14 protein-coding genes and 1 pseudogene are annotated in these 14,450 nt (G+C 74.7%); 11 read left to right on the top strand and 4 right to left on the bottom strand.

The window, feature by feature from the left end; genetic code table 11:
* Positions 1 to 50: 50 nt before the first annotated feature.
* A pseudogene (locus BCAV_RS23450) lies at positions 51 to 233 on the top strand (DUF4229 domain-containing protein); the annotation flags it as partial.
* A gap of 84 nt (positions 234 to 317) precedes the next feature.
* Here BCAV_RS23450 and BCAV_RS16370 read toward each other — a convergent pair.
* Together BCAV_RS16370 and BCAV_RS16365 are read right to left on the bottom strand one after the other, a co-directional pair.
* On the bottom strand, positions 318 to 1,187 hold the full coding sequence (locus BCAV_RS16370; RefSeq protein WP_015883730.1) for a 1,4-dihydroxy-2-naphthoate polyprenyltransferase: 870 nt from the start codon (positions 1,185 to 1,187) through the stop codon (positions 318 to 320).
* Between the two features lie 57 nt (positions 1,188 to 1,244).
* Positions 1,245 to 2,423, bottom strand: coding sequence for an AMP-binding protein (locus BCAV_RS16365; protein WP_015883729.1), 1,179 nt, complete (start codon positions 2,421 to 2,423; stop codon positions 1,245 to 1,247).
* A gap of 50 nt (positions 2,424 to 2,473) precedes the next feature.
* Here BCAV_RS16365 and BCAV_RS16360 point away from each other — a divergent pair, with 50 nt between their 5' ends.
* Positions 2,474 to 3,535: a DUF3048 domain-containing protein gene (locus BCAV_RS16360; RefSeq protein ID WP_144016801.1), complete on the top strand. Its 1,062-nt coding sequence runs from the start codon at positions 2,474 to 2,476 to the stop codon at positions 3,533 to 3,535.
* A gap of 185 nt (positions 3,536 to 3,720) precedes the next feature.
* Entirely contained in the window at positions 3,721 to 3,906 is a 186-nt protein-coding gene (locus BCAV_RS16355; protein WP_015883727.1) for a hypothetical protein, read from the top strand.
* 63 nt (positions 3,907 to 3,969) lie between these two features.
* Here BCAV_RS16355 and BCAV_RS16350 read toward each other — a convergent pair whose 3' ends face one another.
* Together BCAV_RS16350 and BCAV_RS16345 are read right to left on the bottom strand one after the other, a co-directional pair.
* Positions 3,970 to 4,230 (bottom strand): hypothetical protein, encoded by a 261-nt coding sequence (locus tag BCAV_RS16350; RefSeq protein ID WP_015883726.1) that lies wholly within the window; start codon positions 4,228 to 4,230, stop codon positions 3,970 to 3,972.
* A 112-nt stretch (positions 4,231 to 4,342) separates the two neighbouring features.
* Positions 4,343 to 5,305 (bottom strand): 1,4-dihydroxy-2-naphthoyl-CoA synthase, encoded by a 963-nt coding sequence (locus tag BCAV_RS16345; protein ID WP_015883725.1) that lies wholly within the window; start codon positions 5,303 to 5,305, stop codon positions 4,343 to 4,345.
* 129 nt (positions 5,306 to 5,434) lie between these two features.
* Between BCAV_RS16345 and BCAV_RS16340 the strand changes: the two genes are divergently transcribed.
* From BCAV_RS16340 to menD, 8 genes are all read left to right on the top strand, one after another.
* Positions 5,435 to 5,758: a DMT family transporter gene (locus BCAV_RS16340; protein WP_015883724.1), complete on the top strand. Its 324-nt coding sequence runs from the start codon at positions 5,435 to 5,437 to the stop codon at positions 5,756 to 5,758.
* On the top strand, positions 5,758 to 6,318 hold the full coding sequence (locus tag BCAV_RS16335; protein WP_015883723.1) for a TetR/AcrR family transcriptional regulator: 561 nt from the start codon (positions 5,758 to 5,760) through the stop codon (positions 6,316 to 6,318). Before BCAV_RS16340 ends, BCAV_RS16335 begins: the two co-directional genes overlap by 1 nt.
* Positions 6,319 to 6,568: 250 nt before the next feature.
* Positions 6,569 to 7,924 carry a magnesium transporter gene (gene mgtE / locus BCAV_RS16330; protein WP_015883722.1) on the top strand — a complete coding sequence of 452 codons (1,356 nt, stop codon included), beginning with the start codon at positions 6,569 to 6,571 and terminating at the stop codon, positions 7,922 to 7,924.
* A gap of 60 nt (positions 7,925 to 7,984) precedes the next feature.
* Positions 7,985 to 8,506, top strand: coding sequence for a Fur family transcriptional regulator (locus BCAV_RS16325; RefSeq protein ID WP_015883721.1), 522 nt, complete (start codon positions 7,985 to 7,987; stop codon positions 8,504 to 8,506).
* Complete coding sequence (locus BCAV_RS16320; protein WP_015883720.1) at positions 8,503 to 10,035, top strand: catalase; 1,533 nt, start codon at positions 8,503 to 8,505, stop codon at positions 10,033 to 10,035. The genes BCAV_RS16325 and BCAV_RS16320 overlap by 4 nt, the downstream gene beginning before the upstream one ends.
* Before the next feature lie 154 nt (positions 10,036 to 10,189).
* Positions 10,190 to 11,536: a hemolysin family protein gene (locus tag BCAV_RS16315; RefSeq protein ID WP_015883719.1), complete on the top strand. Its 1,347-nt coding sequence runs from the start codon at positions 10,190 to 10,192 to the stop codon at positions 11,534 to 11,536.
* A complete protein-coding gene (locus BCAV_RS16310; protein ID WP_015883718.1) occupies positions 11,533 to 12,486 on the top strand; it encodes an o-succinylbenzoate synthase in 954 nt (317 codons plus the stop codon). The genes BCAV_RS16315 and BCAV_RS16310 overlap by 4 nt, the downstream gene beginning before the upstream one ends.
* Complete coding sequence (menD, locus tag BCAV_RS16305) at positions 12,483 to 14,285, top strand: 2-succinyl-5-enolpyruvyl-6-hydroxy-3-cyclohexene-1-carboxylic-acid synthase (protein ID WP_015883717.1); 1,803 nt, start codon at positions 12,483 to 12,485, stop codon at positions 14,283 to 14,285. Before BCAV_RS16310 ends, menD begins: the two co-directional genes overlap by 4 nt.
* Positions 14,286 to 14,450: the final 165 nt, after the last annotated feature.

The following is a 14,450-nucleotide window of genomic DNA, read 5'->3' as shown; positions in this document are numbered from 1 at the left end:
ACCTCGACGTCCCGACGGATCCGGCTGCGACGCCGTCGTAGGCTGAGCCGATGCGCCTGCTGACCTACACCCTCTGGCGCCTGCTCATCCTGGCCGTGGCGGCCGGCGTCCTCTACCTGCTCGGACTGCGCAGCTGGCTCCTCGCCATCGCGGCGATCGCCGTCGCCGCCGCCGGCTCCTACCTGTTCCTCAAGGCCCCCCGCGACGCCGCGGCCGAGGAGCTCGCGGCGCGTTCGCAGCGGCGGAGCGAACCCGCGCACGACGGCGCCGACGAGCTCGCGGAGGACGCGGCACTGGACGAGCCGGCGGGCGGTCCGTCAGAGCAGGAGGCCGAGGCCGAGCAGGACGCCGTAGCCGAGCTCGAGCAGCCCGGTGTCCCGCAGGACGACGATGAGGTCGCGGCCGGTGGCCCCGCCGCGGACGCGCCGCACGAGCACGAGGGCCCAGGGAACGGTCGCCAGGGCTAGCAGCGCCCACGGGTGCTGCGTCGCGGCGACGACGACCATCGCGAACGCGATCACGAGGAACCACGTGTAGGTCGCGCGGGCGCGTGGGTCGCCGAGCCGGACGGCGAGCGTCCGCTTCCCGGACGTCGTGTCCGTCGGGATGTCGCGGATGTTGTTCGCCATGAGCAGGGCGCACGCGAGCAGGCCGACCCCGACCGCGCCGGCCACGGAGGCGAGCGAGATGGTGAGCGCCTGGACGTACGTGGTGCCGAGAGTCGCGACGAGTCCGAAGAACGTGAACACGGCCACCTCGCCGAGGCCCCGGTAGCCGTACGGCGACCGGCCCCCCGTGTAGCCCCACGCCGCGAGGACGCACACGGCTCCGACGGCGAGCAGCCACCAGGCGCCCGAACGCCAGCAGATCGCCAGGCCGAAGATCCCGGCGACGGCGAACGCGGCGAACGCGGCGCTCCGCACGGCGCCCGGCGTCGCCGCACCCGACCCGACGAGGCGCAGGGGTCCGGCGCGCACGTCGTCGGTTCCCCGCACGCCGTCGGAGTAGTCGTTGGCGTAGTTCACGCCGACCTGCAGGGCCAGCGCCACCCCGGCGCACAGGAGCGCGGTGAGGACGTCGGCGCCGTCGATCCCCGCTGCCGCACCGGTACCGACGGCGACGGGCGCCAGCGCCGCGGGCAGCGTGCGCAGCCGCGCCCCCTCGATCCACTGGGCGGCAGAGGCCATCGGGTGTCCCTCCTGGTGCGTGGGCCGCGCCGGACGTGGCAATCGGCCCGGACGACCCTAGCGCCGTCCCTCGGCGAGCCGGGCCGCGGCGAGCGCGGCGAGGGCGCGGCGGTCGACCTTCCCCGGCCCGCGTTCGGGCAGGACGTCCAGCACGACGACGTGCCGCGGGGCGTGCGCGGGGGAGAGCGCTGCGGCGGCGCGGCGCCGCAGCGATGCGAGGAGCTCCGCCGCGTCCGGCCCGGTCGCGGCCGGCCCGGTCGCGGCCGGCCCGCGAGCCGGCACGACGCACGCGACGAGCACCGCACCCCACTCGGGATCGGGAACGCCGACGACGGCGACGTGTCCGACGGCGTCGTCGCCGGCGAGAGCGTCCTCGACCACGTGGGGGTCGACGTTGACGCCGCCGGTGACCACGACGTCGTCGACCCGTCCGAGGACCCGGAGGACGCCGTCCGCGTACTCCCCGCGGTCGGACGTGCGGAACCGGCCGTCCGAGAACGAGGAGCGGGTCGCGGCCGCCGCGTCGTCGCCACCCACGTAGCCGAGCGCGAGCGTCGGACCGCCGATCGAGATGCGCCCGGCCGCATCGACGGCGACATCCACGCCGTCGAGCGGGACGCCGTCGTACACGCAGCCGCCGCACGTCTCGGTCATGCCGTACGTCGTCACGACGCGCAGGCCGGCGTCGGCCGCCCTGGCCAGGAGGTCGGACGGCGCGGCGGCCCCGCCGAGCAGGATCGCGTCGAGGCGCCGCAGCGGGTCGACGACGTCGCGGCCGGCGGCGAGGGCGCGCACGAGCTGGGTGGGCACGAGCGACGTGTACAGCGGCCCGTCGCCCGGGACGGCGTCGGCCGCCGCGGCGAGCGCGTGCGGGTCGAACGGCGACGCCGCGGCCACCACCGGGGAGCTCCCCGCCACGATGCCCCGGACCAGCACCTGCAGCCCGGCGACGTGCCGCGGGTCGAGCGCGAGGATCCACGTGCCGGGGCCGCCGAGGCGGGCGTGCGTGGCTCGCGCCGAGGCGAGCAGCGCGTCGGCGCTGAGTGCCACCCGGTGGCCGGTGCCGGACGTCGACCCCGACGTCGCGAGCACGACGGCCGTGCCGTCCGGGAGCGCGACGGTGCGTCCGCCGGACTCCTCGGTGAGGTCGAGCACCGCCTCGCCGGCGAGCGCCGGCTCGAGGCGGCGGCGGAGCTCGTCGAGTGTCGAGGCGTCGTCGGACGCGGTGTGGCCCACGCGGGCCAGCCTAAGCAGGCTGCCCGTGGCGCCTGGTTACAGTGGCGGGCGTGCGAGACAGATCTCAGGTCCGAGGTGCCGCCGGATGGGTCGTCGTGCTCGCGGGGGCGCTCGCGCTCGCCGCGTGCTCGCAGCAGGCTCCCCAGGATCCGCCGACCACGATCGAGCCGACCGTGGTCACGGACAAGACGGCACCCCCCGCGCCCGAGATCCCGGCGACCTGGCCGCTGACGGGCGTGGCCGGCGAGCCGGAGGCCCGCCCCGCCGTCGCCGTCAAGATCGAGAACTCCCCGCAGGCCAGGCCGCAGACGGGTCTCGAGGGGGCTGACGTCGTCTGGGAGGAGCTCGTCGAGGGCGGGATCACGCGGTTCAACGCGGTCTACCACTCGACGATCCCGGACACCGTGGGGCCGATCCGGTCCGTGCGCCCGATGGACGCCGGGATCGCGGGGCCGCTGCACGGGCTCATCGTGTTCTCCGGCGGGCAGCCGCAGTTCGTGCAGCAGATGCGCGACGCCGGCCTGCAGGTGATCAGCCACGACGAGGGCGCCGCCGGGATGTACCGCACGGGCGACCGGGTGGCACCGCACAACGTGTACGGCACCATGGGCGACTTCCTGGCCCAGGCCGACGCCGAGCGCACGTCGCCGCCGCCGGCGCAGTTCACGTTCGCGCTGCGCCCGGAGCTCGCGACGGCCGTGCGGTCCGGCAGCCCGGCGTCGACGATCGTCACGGCTTTCCCGTCGTCGCGGCCGTCGTGGGCGTGGAGCGCCGACGCCGGCCGGTGGCTGCGGTCCGAGGGCGACTCCGCCGCCGTCTCCGCGGCCGGCGAGCAGCTGTCGGCGGCGAACGTCGTGGTGCTGCGCGTGCAGGTCCAGGACACGGGCACGCTGGACCCGGGCGGCAACCCGGTGCCCGAGACCGTGATGACGGGCCAGGGGGAGGGCCTCGTGGCGGCCGGGGGACAGACGGTCGCCGTGACGTGGTCCAAGGAGGACACCGCCTCGCCCCTGCGCCTCACGGACGCGGACGGCAACGACGTGCAGCTCGTGCCCGGCAACACGTGGGTCGAGCTGGTGCCGGTGAGCGGCGGGAGCGTCGAGGTCTCCTGAGCGAGGACTCCGGAGCGAGGGACCCCGGAGCGAGGGACGAGCGCAGGAGGATCGCGACCGTGGGCTCCTGAGCCGGCCTCATCCCGAGGGTGGACGGCGCCGTCCTCCTCCGTGCTGAGGGAGCCGTTGAGCGTTCGGTCTCGGGGCCGACGACGCGGCACGCCGCCCCGGCGGAGGCTCGTGGCATGGCCACGACGAGCGCACACCCGAGCCCGGTCCTCGACGACTCCGACGGCGAGCGTCCGAGCCGCCTCGGCACGGTGCTGCCGGTGGTGCTGTCGGTCGGCATCCTCGCGGGGGTCGCCGCCCTCGGGCTGGGTGCCGGCGGGATGCTCGTCGATGCCGCACTGAGGTTCCTCGGCGGGCGCTGAGGGACCCGCCGGCCGAGAGTCGTGGCTCGCCGACCGCGCAGATCGACGTGACGGCCCGGTTCATCACACGCCGAGGTCGACGTCGAACGAGTCGTCGACAGGGCCCACGAGCGCCTCGGCGTTCATGGGGAGGTGTCGCGGCTCGACGGAACCCACGTCCACGCCGCTGTCGATCTCGGACAGGCGCGCCCCGTCGCCCCGTGGTGCGTGCTGGGGGCTCACGTCGGTCGCAGCGCCCTGCCCCAGTGAGCTGAGCACCGAGCCGGCGACCAGAGCGCCGTTGACGAGCATCGCCCCGACGGTGCGGCGGCGCATGATCCTCATGACTGTGCTCCGTCCCTCGGGTGCGCCAGGGATGAGCGCACACACCTCTGGTTCGAGGCGGGAGGGGATCTGGATCGGCCCAGCCCGCGTGCTGGTCCGCAGGTTGCCTGCGTCAGTAGCGGTAGGGGAAGGCGGACCAGTCCGGTTCGCGCCGCTCGAGGAACGCGTCCCGGCCCTCGACCGCCTCGTCCGTCATGTACGCCAGCCGGGTTGCCTCGCCGGCGAAGACCTGCTGGCCGGCCATGCCGTCGTCGGCGAGGTTGAACGCGAACTTCAGCATCCGGATCGCCTGCGGCGACTTCGTGGCGATGGTCGCCGCGTACTCGAGCGCGACGTCCTCGAGGCGGGCGTGATCCACGGCCTCGTTGATCGCACCCCACCGCTGCGCCGTCTCGGCGTCGTACGGGCGTGCGAGGAAGAAGATCTCCCGGGCGCGCTTGTCGCCCACCTGCCGCGCCAGCAGCGCGGAGCCGTATCCGGCGTCGAACGAGCCGACGTTCGCGTCGGTCTGCTTGAACCGGGCGTGCTCCCGGGACGCGATCGTGAGGTCGGCCACGACGTGCAGGCTGTGCCCGCCGCCGGCCGCCCAGCCGTTGACGACGGCGATCACCACCTTGGGCATCGTGCGCATGAGTCGCTGCACCTCGAGGATGTGCAGCCGCCCCGCCTGTGCGGGATCGGGGCCGGCGGCCCTGTCGTCTCCGGCGGCCTGCTCCCCGGCCGCGTACCGGTACCCGTCGCGGCCGCGGATGCGCTGGTCGCCCCCGGAGCAGAACGCGTGGCCGCCGTCCTTCGGGCTCGGCCCGTTGCCGGTCAGCAGCACGGCGGCCACGTCCGGCGACATCCGGGCGTGGTCGAGCACCCGGTACAGCTCGTCCACGGTGTGCGGGCGGAACGCGTTGCGCACCTCGGGCCGGTCGAACGCGACGCGGACCACAGGAAGGTCGCGGACGACGTCGTCCCCGCCGACGTGCTCGATCCCGCGGTGGTAGGTGACGTCGGTCAGGTCGAACCCGTCGACCTCGCGCCACCGGGTGGGGTCGAACGTGTCGGAGACCGAGGGGAGCGCGCTCACGGTCGTCAGGGTATCCGGGAGCAAGATCTAGTACGAACGTACCAGAATGTGCTAACGTCGCTCGCGTCGGTCCGGCCCAGCAGCACGACCCCCGTGCTCCGCCCCCGGCACGCTCCCCGGGAGACTCCCATGGCGTGGTTCGTCCTCATCCTGTCCGGCATGCTCGAGACCGCGTGGGCACTCAGCCTCAAGGCGTCGGACGGCTTCTCGAAGCCCGTCCCGACCGTCACCTTCCTCGTCACGCTCGCCCTGTCGATGGGCGGGCTCGCCTACGCCCTGCGCACGCTGCCCGTCGGCACCGCGTACGCCGTCTGGGTCGGCGTCGGCGCCGTCCTCACGGCGATCGTCGGCATGATCTTCCTCGACGAGGGGGTGTCGGTGCTCAAGGTCGTGTCGCTCGTGCTCGTCGTCGCGGGCATCGTCGGCCTCAACCTCGCCGGCAACGGGCACTGATGGTGACCGCGAAGGGCGAGCGCCGGCGGGCCGCGCTCGTCGCGGCGGCCACGGAGCTCGTCCTCGCGGGCGCCCCGGTCAGTCATCGAGCGGTCGCGGAGGCCGCGGGCTCGTCGCTGTCCGCGACCACCTACTACTTCGCCGACCTCGACGCGATCCTCGCTGCCGCCGGGGCCCGGATCGCCGCCGGCTGGGTCGAGCGTGCCGAGCGGGTCGCCGATGGCGTGGTGGCGGAGCGCGACGGCGACGCGCGGCCGGCCCGTGAGGGCCACGTCGTCGAGGCGCTTCTCGACGCGATCCTCCCGGCGGACGGCGAGATCGCCGGGCACTACGCGCACCTGGTCGCGGCCGCGTCGATGCCCGCCCTGGCGCGGGCGTACGCCGAGCACCGACCGGCGATCGACGCCGCGGTCACCAGGATCCTCGGCGCGGGGGCGGTGAGCCTCGACGCCGACGTGGCGGTCGCCGTCGTCGACGGCGCGGTGATCAGCGCGCTGAGCGAGGGATCCGACCCGCGCACGCGGGCCCGGGAGCTGGTGCGGCGGGAGCTTCGCCGCTGACGGCGACGGGTGGTGACCCGGGGTACCCTGGGCGACGGCCCGAGGAGTCCGGGCCGCGGACGTGTGAGGAGGTGGTCGGCGATGCGCGCTGAGCCCCCCAGTCGACTACTCGTCACCGCCGTCACCCCTCGCTGATCTTCCGTCGAGGCGGGACCTCGCTCGACCGCTCCTGCCGGGGCGACGCGCGGTGGCTGCAGCCAACGCCGGCCGCGCCGCGCCGGCACCAGCCCGATGAGCCGAGGTGACTCCCGTGACGCACTCCCAGCTGCCCGACGACCTGCCCACCGACCTCCGGCACGCGTTGGCGCGCCATGACCTGCGCGGCGCGCAGGACCTGCTCGATCATCGCCCCGCCCACCTCGTGGCCGACGAGATCGCCCGCATGAGCAACGTCGAGGCCGTGGTCGCCTTCCGGCTCCTCGGCAAGGACCAGGCGATCTCCGTGTTCGAGGAGCTCGAGCCGATCGACCAGCAGGCGATCCTCGCCGGCCTGCGCGACTCGGCGTTCGCCGACCTCGTCGAGGGACTCGATCCGGACGACCGGGTCCGGATGCTCCAGGAGGCGCCTGCCACGATCGTCACGCGCGTCCTCGCGGGGCTCAGCCCGCGCGAGCGGGACATGACGTCTGCGCTCCTGGGCTATCCGGAGGGCTCGGTCGGTCGCTACCTGACGCCGGAGGTGCTCACGCTCCCGGACGGGCTGACCGTGGGCGAGTCGCTCCAGCGCATCCGCGACCGGGGGGACGCGGCCGAGACGGTGTACACGCTCCCGGTCGTGGACGCCGGGCGCCGTCTGCGCGGCGTCATCGGCCTGCGTGACCTCGTGCTGAGCGCGCCGGACCGTTCCGTTCTCGACCTCGTCGACGCCGCGGCGCCCCGCGCGTACGCGACCGACCCCGCCGAGCACGCCGCACGGCTGATGCGCGACACGAACGTGCTCGACCTCCCGGTGGTCGACAGCGAGGACCGCGTCGTCGGGCTCCTCACCATCGACGACGCGCTCGAGGTCATCGAGGCCGCGGACACCGAGGACGTCGCGCGCCAGTCCGGCACCGAGCCGTGGACCGGGCACTACATGGCGGCGTCCGTGTGGCGGCTCGCGCGCTACCGCGTCGTCTGGCTGCTCCTGCTGCTCGTCGCGGCGACGCTGACCGTCAGCGTCACGCAGGTGTTCGAGGGCACGCTCGAGCAGGTGACCCAGCTCGCCCTGTTCATCCCGCTGCTCATCGGGACGGGCGGCAACACCGGCGCCCAGGCGGCGACGTCGTGCGTGCGTGCGCTCGCCGTCGGGGAGGTGCGCACCTCGGACCTCGTGGCCGTGATCTGGCGCGAGTGCCGCGTCGGGCTGCTCCTGGGCCTGCTGCTCGCTGCCCTCGCGTTCGGCCTCGGGACGTTGTTCGTCGGCCCGCAGATCGCGGCGGTCGTCGCCCTCGCCCTCGTGCTGATCTGCGCCTGGGCGGCGACGGTCGGCGGCACGATGCCGCTCCTCGCGCGGCGTCTCGGCATCGACCCGGCCGTCGTGTCGGCGCCGATGGTCACGACGCTCGTCGACGCCACCGGGCTCATCATCTACTTCCTCACGGCGCGGGCGGTGCTGGGCATCTAGCGCGGGCCGGGCGGTCGGTCAAAGTGGAATGATTCCAGTTCTGTCCGTAGGGTGGCGAGCATGGCGGACGGCGGCGGTGACCTGGGCGCGACCGCTGACGTGGCCGACGTCGCGGCCCTGCGCTCCCGCGGGCTGCGTGTCACGCGGCCGCGGGTGGCCGTCCTCGCCAGCCTGCGCGAGCACCCGCACGCCTCGGCCGAGGATCTCGTGCGCGACGTCGCCGCCCGCCTCGGGCACGTGTCGGTCCAGGCCGTCTACGACGTCGTCGCCGTGCTCACGGACGGCGGCCTGGTCCGGCGGGTCGACCCCGCCGGCGCCACGTCCGCCCGGTACGAGATCGACACGCGCGACAACCACCACCACCTCGTGTGCCGCCGGTGCGGCGCCGTCGTCGATGTGCCGTGCGCCGTCGGGCACACCGCCTGCCTGACGCCGTCCCTCGACCACGGGTTCACGCTCACCGAGTCCGAGGTCACGTACTGGGGGATCTGTCCCGCCTGCCAGGCCGACGCCAGCTCCTCGACCGACCCAGCCGACGTCGGCGCCCCGTCGACGCCACCTCCCACCGGAAGGATCACATGACCGCCCAGTCCCACCACCCGGCCACGACGAACGACTTCGGAGCGCCCGTCGGCAGCGACCAGCACTCGCTCACGACGGGACCCGACGGACCAGTCGTGCTGCACGACCACTACCTCGTCGAGAAGCTCGCGCACTTCAACCGCGAGCGCGTGCCGGAGCGCGTGGTGCACGCGAAGGGCAGCGGCGCGTTCGGCACGCTCGAGATCACGCACGACGTCAGCCGCTACACCAAGGCGGCGCTGTTCCAGCCCGGGACGACGACGCGCGCGCTCGCCAGGTTCTCGACGGTCGCGGGCGAGCAGGGTTCGCCGGACACGTGGCGCGACCCGCGCGGCTTCGCGCTGAAGTTCTACACGTCGGAGGGGAACTACGACCTCGTCGGCAACAACACGCCGGTGTTCTTCATCCGCGACTCGATCCAGTTCCCGGACTTCATCCACTCGCAGAAGCGGCGCAGCGACACCGGCCTGCGCGACCACGACATGCAGTGGGACTTCTGGACGCGGGTGCCGGCGTCCGCGCACCAGGTCACGTGGCTCATGGGCGACCGGGGCATCCCGCGCACGTGGCGGCACATGGACGGCTTCGGCTCGCACACGTACCAGTGGGTCAACGCCGGCGGCGAGCGGTTCTGGGTGAAGTACCACTTCAAGACGGACCAGGGCATCGAGTTCCTCACCCAGGACGACGCGGACGCGACCGCCGGGATCGACGCCGACGCGCACCGGCGCGACCTCGTCGAGGCGATCGAGCGGGGCGAGTTCCCGAGCTGGAGCGTCAAGGTGCAGGTCATGCCGTACGCGGACGCCGCGGCGTACCGGTTCAACCCGTTCGACCTGACGAAGGTCTGGTCGCAGAAGGACTACCCGCTCATCGACGTCGGCACGATGCGGCTCGACCGCAACCCCGAGGACTTCCACGCCGAGATCGAGCAGGCCGCGTTCTCGCCGTCGACCCTGGTGCCCGGCATCGGCCTCTCCCCGGACAAGATGCTGCTCGGCCGGGTCTTCGCGTACGGCGACGCGCACCGCTACCGGATCGGGGCGAACTACGCGCAGCTGCCGGTGAACGCGCCCGAGGTCGAGGTGAGGTCGTACACGCAGGCCGGGCCGATGCGGCACACGAACTACCCGCCGAGCCGCCCGACGTACGCGCCGAACAGCTTCGGCGGGCCGCACGCGGACCCCGCGGCCGTGACCGAGACGGACGCGTGGAGCGCCGACGCCGAGTTCGTCCGACGGGCGTACACGCTGCGGCCGGACGACGACGACTTCGGCCAGGCGGGCACGCTCGTGCGGGAGGTCCTCGACGACGCCGCCCGCGACCGGCTCGTGGGCAACATCGCCGGCCACCTCCTCGCCGGCGTCTCCGAGCCGATCCTGCTCAAGGCGTTCGCCTACTGGAGCAGCGTCGACGTGACGCTCGGCGGGCGCGTCGAGCGCGTCGTCCGCGAGGTGCAGCGCCGCGCGGTGACCGGCGACGGCGCGGCGGAGCCCGTCACGTCCGGGACCGCCGCCCCCGGCGCCTGACCTCGTCGGTCCGCCCGGGCGCGTGTCCGGGCGGACCGGCGGCGCGGTTGCACGCCGAGCCGGTGGTGCTCTTCGATGGGGCGATGGACGACCCTCCGCATCGAAGACCCCACGACCCTGTCGGACCGCGGGAGCGCACGGGAGCGTGGACCTGATGGACGGCGGAACGCTCGCCAACGTCGGCCTCGTCCTGCTCTTCATCCTCATCGGTGGCGTCTTCGCCGGGACGGAGATCGCGCTGGTCTCGCTCCGCGAGAGCCAGATCGACCAGCTGGAGAAGAAGAGCGCCCGCGGTGCGCGCGTCGCCGACGTGGCGCGCGACCCGAACCGGTTCCTCGCCGCCGTCCAGATCGGCGTCACGGTCGCAGGGTTCTTCTCGGCGGCCTACGGGGCCTCGACGATCGCGCCCGACGTCGCCCCCGTCCTCGCGGGCTGGGGCGTGCCGGACGCGCTTGCCGACACCCTCGCCCTCGTGGGCCTCACGCTCGTCATCGCGTACCTCTCCCTGGTGCTCGGCGAGCTCGTGCCGAAGCGGATAGCGCTGCAGCGCTCGTCCTCCGTGGCGGTCACCGTCGCCCCCACCCTGGACCGGTTCGCGACGCTCATGCGGCCGGTGATCTGGCTGCTGTCGGTCTCGACGAACGCCGTGGTCCGCCTGTTCGGCGGCGACCCGTCGGCGACCGGCGAGGAGATGTCCGACGAGGAGCTGCGTGACCTCGTCATCGCGCACGAAGGGCTTCCCGAGGACGAGCGTCGGATCCTGCGGGACGTCTTCGACGCCGCTGAGCGGTCGATCAGCGAGGTCATGCGGCCGCGGCACGAGGTCGTCTTCCTCGACGCGGACCTGGCGATCGACGAGGCCACGCGGTCCGTCGTCGGCCAGCCGTACTCGCGCTATCCCGTCATCGGCGAGGACTTCGACGACGTCCTCGGCTTCGTGCACGTGCGCGACCTCTTCCTCGCCGAGGTCGGCACCCACGCCGGCGACGACGACGCCGGTGCCCTGCCGCTGACGCCCCCCGGTGCCGGGCCGGCCCGCACCGTCCGCGACCTCGTGCGCGAGATCGTCGTGCTGCCCTCGACGAACGCGCTGCTGCCCTCGATGTCGATGATGCGTCGCGCCCGCATCCACATCGCCGTCGTCATCGACGAGTACGGCGGCACCGACGGCATCGTCACGCTCGAGGACCTCGTGGAGGAGCTCGTCGGCGAGATCCACGACGAGCACGACGCCGAGGCGGTGGTCGCGGACGAGGCCGGCGACGGCGACATCGTCGTCGACGCCGGCCTCAACCTCGAGGACTTCGCCGACGAGGTCGGTTTCGAGCTCGCGGACGAGGGCGACTACGAGACCGTCGGCGGGTACGTGCTCGACCGCCTGGGCCGCGTCGCGGAGCCGGGCGACGTCGTCCCGGCGGGCGACCACGTGCTCGAGGTCGTCGAGACGGACGGCCGGCGCATCGTCCGCGTCCGGGTGCGGCGTACCGACCGCCTATCGTGACGGACGTGCCAGCGGACCTGCTCGTCTACTCGACCCCGCTGCGGCAGCGGTTCCGCGGCATCGACGTGCGCGACGGCGTCCTGCTGCGCGGCGACGCCGGGTGGGGCGAGTTCTCCCCGTTCTGGGACTACGACGCCGACACCTCGCGGCCGTGGCTCGCGGCGGCGCGCGAGGCGGCGGACGTCGGGTGGCCCACGCCGCTGCGCGACCGGGTCCCGGTGAACGTCACGATCCCCGCCGTCGGGCCGGACGACGCCGCGCGCCTGGTCCGCGAGTCCGGGGGCTGCCGGACGGCGAAGGTCAAGGTCGCGGAGCCGGGGCAGGACGTGGCGCAGGAGCAGGCGCGGCTCGAGGCCGTGCGGGACGCCCTGGGCCCCGAGGGCGCCGTGCGGATCGACGCCAACGCCGCGTGGGACCTCGGCACCGCCCTGGACCGGCTCCCGCTCCTCGACCGCGCCGCGGGGGGCCTCGAGTACGCCGAGCAGCCCTGTGCCGCCGTCGCCGACCTCGCCGCGCTGCGCCGTCGTCAGCACGTGCCGATCGCCGCCGACGAGTCGATCCGGCGGGCCGCGGACCCGATGGCCGTGCGCCGGGCGGACGCGGCGGACGTCGTCGTCCTCAAGGTGCAGCCCCTCGGTGGCGTGCGGGCGTGCCTGCGGCTGGCCGAGGAGGTGGGGCTGCCGGTCGTGGTGTCGTCGGCGCTCGAGTCCTCCGTGGGGATCGCCGCCGGCGTCGCGCTCGCCGCCGCGCTGCCGGAGCTGCCCTACGCGTGCGGTCTGGCCACCGTCCACCTGTTCGAGCGGGACGCCGTCGCCGACCCGCTCCTGCCGACGGACGGTGCGCTGGACGTCCGGCGCGTCGTGCCGCGGGCGGCGTCGAGCGCCGGCCTCGGGGCCGACGACGCCACGGCGCGGCGGTGGCGGGCGCGACTCGCGGAGGTGGCCGGGTGAGCGCCCCGGCGGGAGGCGAGAACGCGTCGACGCGCACGGCGCGGGAGCTCGTCGAGGCGCTCGTCGAGCACGGCGTGCGGCACGCCGTCCTGGCGCCGGGCTCGCGCAGCGCGCCGCTCGCGTACGCCCTGCTGGTCGCGGAACGCGCCGGGCGCCTCGCGCTGCACGTGCGCATCGACGAGCGCAGCGCCGGCTTCGTCGCGCTCGGGATCGCGAAGGCGTCGGGGAAGCCGGCGGTGGTGGTGACGACGTCGGGCACGGCGGTCGCGAACCTGCACCCAGCGGTGCTCGAGGCCGGGCACGCGCGCGTGCCGCTGCTCGTGCTCTCGGCGGACCGGCCCCTCGAGCTGCGCGGGACCGGCGCCAACCAGACCACCGACCAGGTCGACCTGTTCGGGGTCGGCACGGACGTCTCGCGGCCGCGGTGGAGCGTCGACATGCCGGCTCCGGGTGGGTCCGAGCCGGCCGAGCCCGGCGAGCCCGGGCACGAGCCGGACGTGCGGGACGTCGTCGCGCGGGCGGTGGCGGCGGCTCGCGGCGTTCCCGGCGCGGCGTCCGCGCGGGAGCTCGACGGCGTTCCGGGGGCGGTGCACGTCAACGTCGCCTTCCGGGAGCCGCTCGTGCCGGACCTGCCGCTGGCGGGCGGGGAGCGGCCGGCCCCCGTGCCGACGGAGCCTTCCGCGTCGGTGCCGGTGTCGGCCGATGCGTCGGCGTCGGCGCACTTCTCGGCGAGGGCGGTGCCCGGTGCCGGGTCCGGCACGATCGTGATCGCTGGCGACGCCGCCGGCCCTGCCGCCCGCCGGCTGGCCGAGGCCGCGGGCCTGCCGCTGCTCGCGGAACCGTCGTCCGGGGCGCGCGGCGGCCCGAACGCCGTCGTCAGCCCGGCACAGCTCCTCGGCGTACCGGGACTCGGTGACGCCGTCCGGCGCGTCGTCGTCCTCGGCCGGCCGACGCTCTCCCGGCCGGTGTCGCGGCTGCTGGGGCGGGCGGACGTCGAGGTCGTCGTGGCCGACCCCGCGGGGATGCCGTGGCTCGCGCCACCCCGGGCGCTCCACGTGCCGGCTGACGCTCTCGCGCTCGAGCCCGGCGACCCGGCGTGGCTGGCGCGGTGGGGTGCCGCGTCCGACGCCGCCGGTCTCGTGCTCGACGACGTCGCCGCTCGCGCCGCCCTCACCGGGCCGGGGGTGGCCCGCCTCGTGGCCGCCGCTGCCGCGCGGTCCGGCGACGTGCTGCTCGCCGGGTCGTCGATGGCCGTGCGTCACCTCGACACGGCCGCCGCGCCGTCGGACGCCCAGATCCTCGCCAACCGCGGGCTCGCGGGGATCGACGGGACGGTGTCGACCGCCGTCGGCCTCGCGATCGCAACACGCCCCGGTACGACGGTGCGTGCGCTGCTCGGCGACCTCACCCTGCTGCACGACGCCGGCGGACTCGCCCGCGGGCCGCTCGAGCGGGAGGTCGCGGTGCAGCTCGTGGTCCTGCACGACGACGGCGGCGCGATCTTCGCGACCCTCGAGCAGGGTGAGCAGCGCCTCGCGGGGGAGTTCGAGCGGGTCTTCGGCACGCCGCAGGGCGTCGACCTGGCGGCGCTCGCGGCCGCGTACGGCGTCGAGCACGTGCGTGTGGAGGACAGGCGTGCGCTGGAGTCCGCGCTGCGTGCCCCGGCGCCCGGGCGGAGCCTCGTCGAGGTGCCCGTGGCGCGGGATCAGGTGCGCGCCGACGTCCAGGAGCTCGACGCGCGGATCGTCGCGGCGGCGACAGCTGCCCTGTCGCGCAGTGGGCGCGCTCCACAGCCCTGACCCGGGCTGCGCTCTCGGTCCCGACCCGGCCGCGCTCCTGAGCCCAGACCCCGGCAGACGCCGGGCGGCCGGCCGCTGGCGGCGCCAGCAGTCGTTCCCAGGTAGCTCTCAGGCTTCGCTCAGGTCCCCGCCAGGCCGGCGGTGTGCACTTCTCGTCATCGTCGG

Source organism: Beutenbergia cavernae DSM 12333, assembly GCF_000023105.1.
GTDB classification, from domain to species: domain Bacteria; phylum Actinomycetota; class Actinomycetes; order Actinomycetales; family Beutenbergiaceae; genus Beutenbergia; species Beutenbergia cavernae.
Note: the sequence above shows the minus strand (reverse complement) of the source record. Positions and strands in the feature narration are given on the sequence as shown.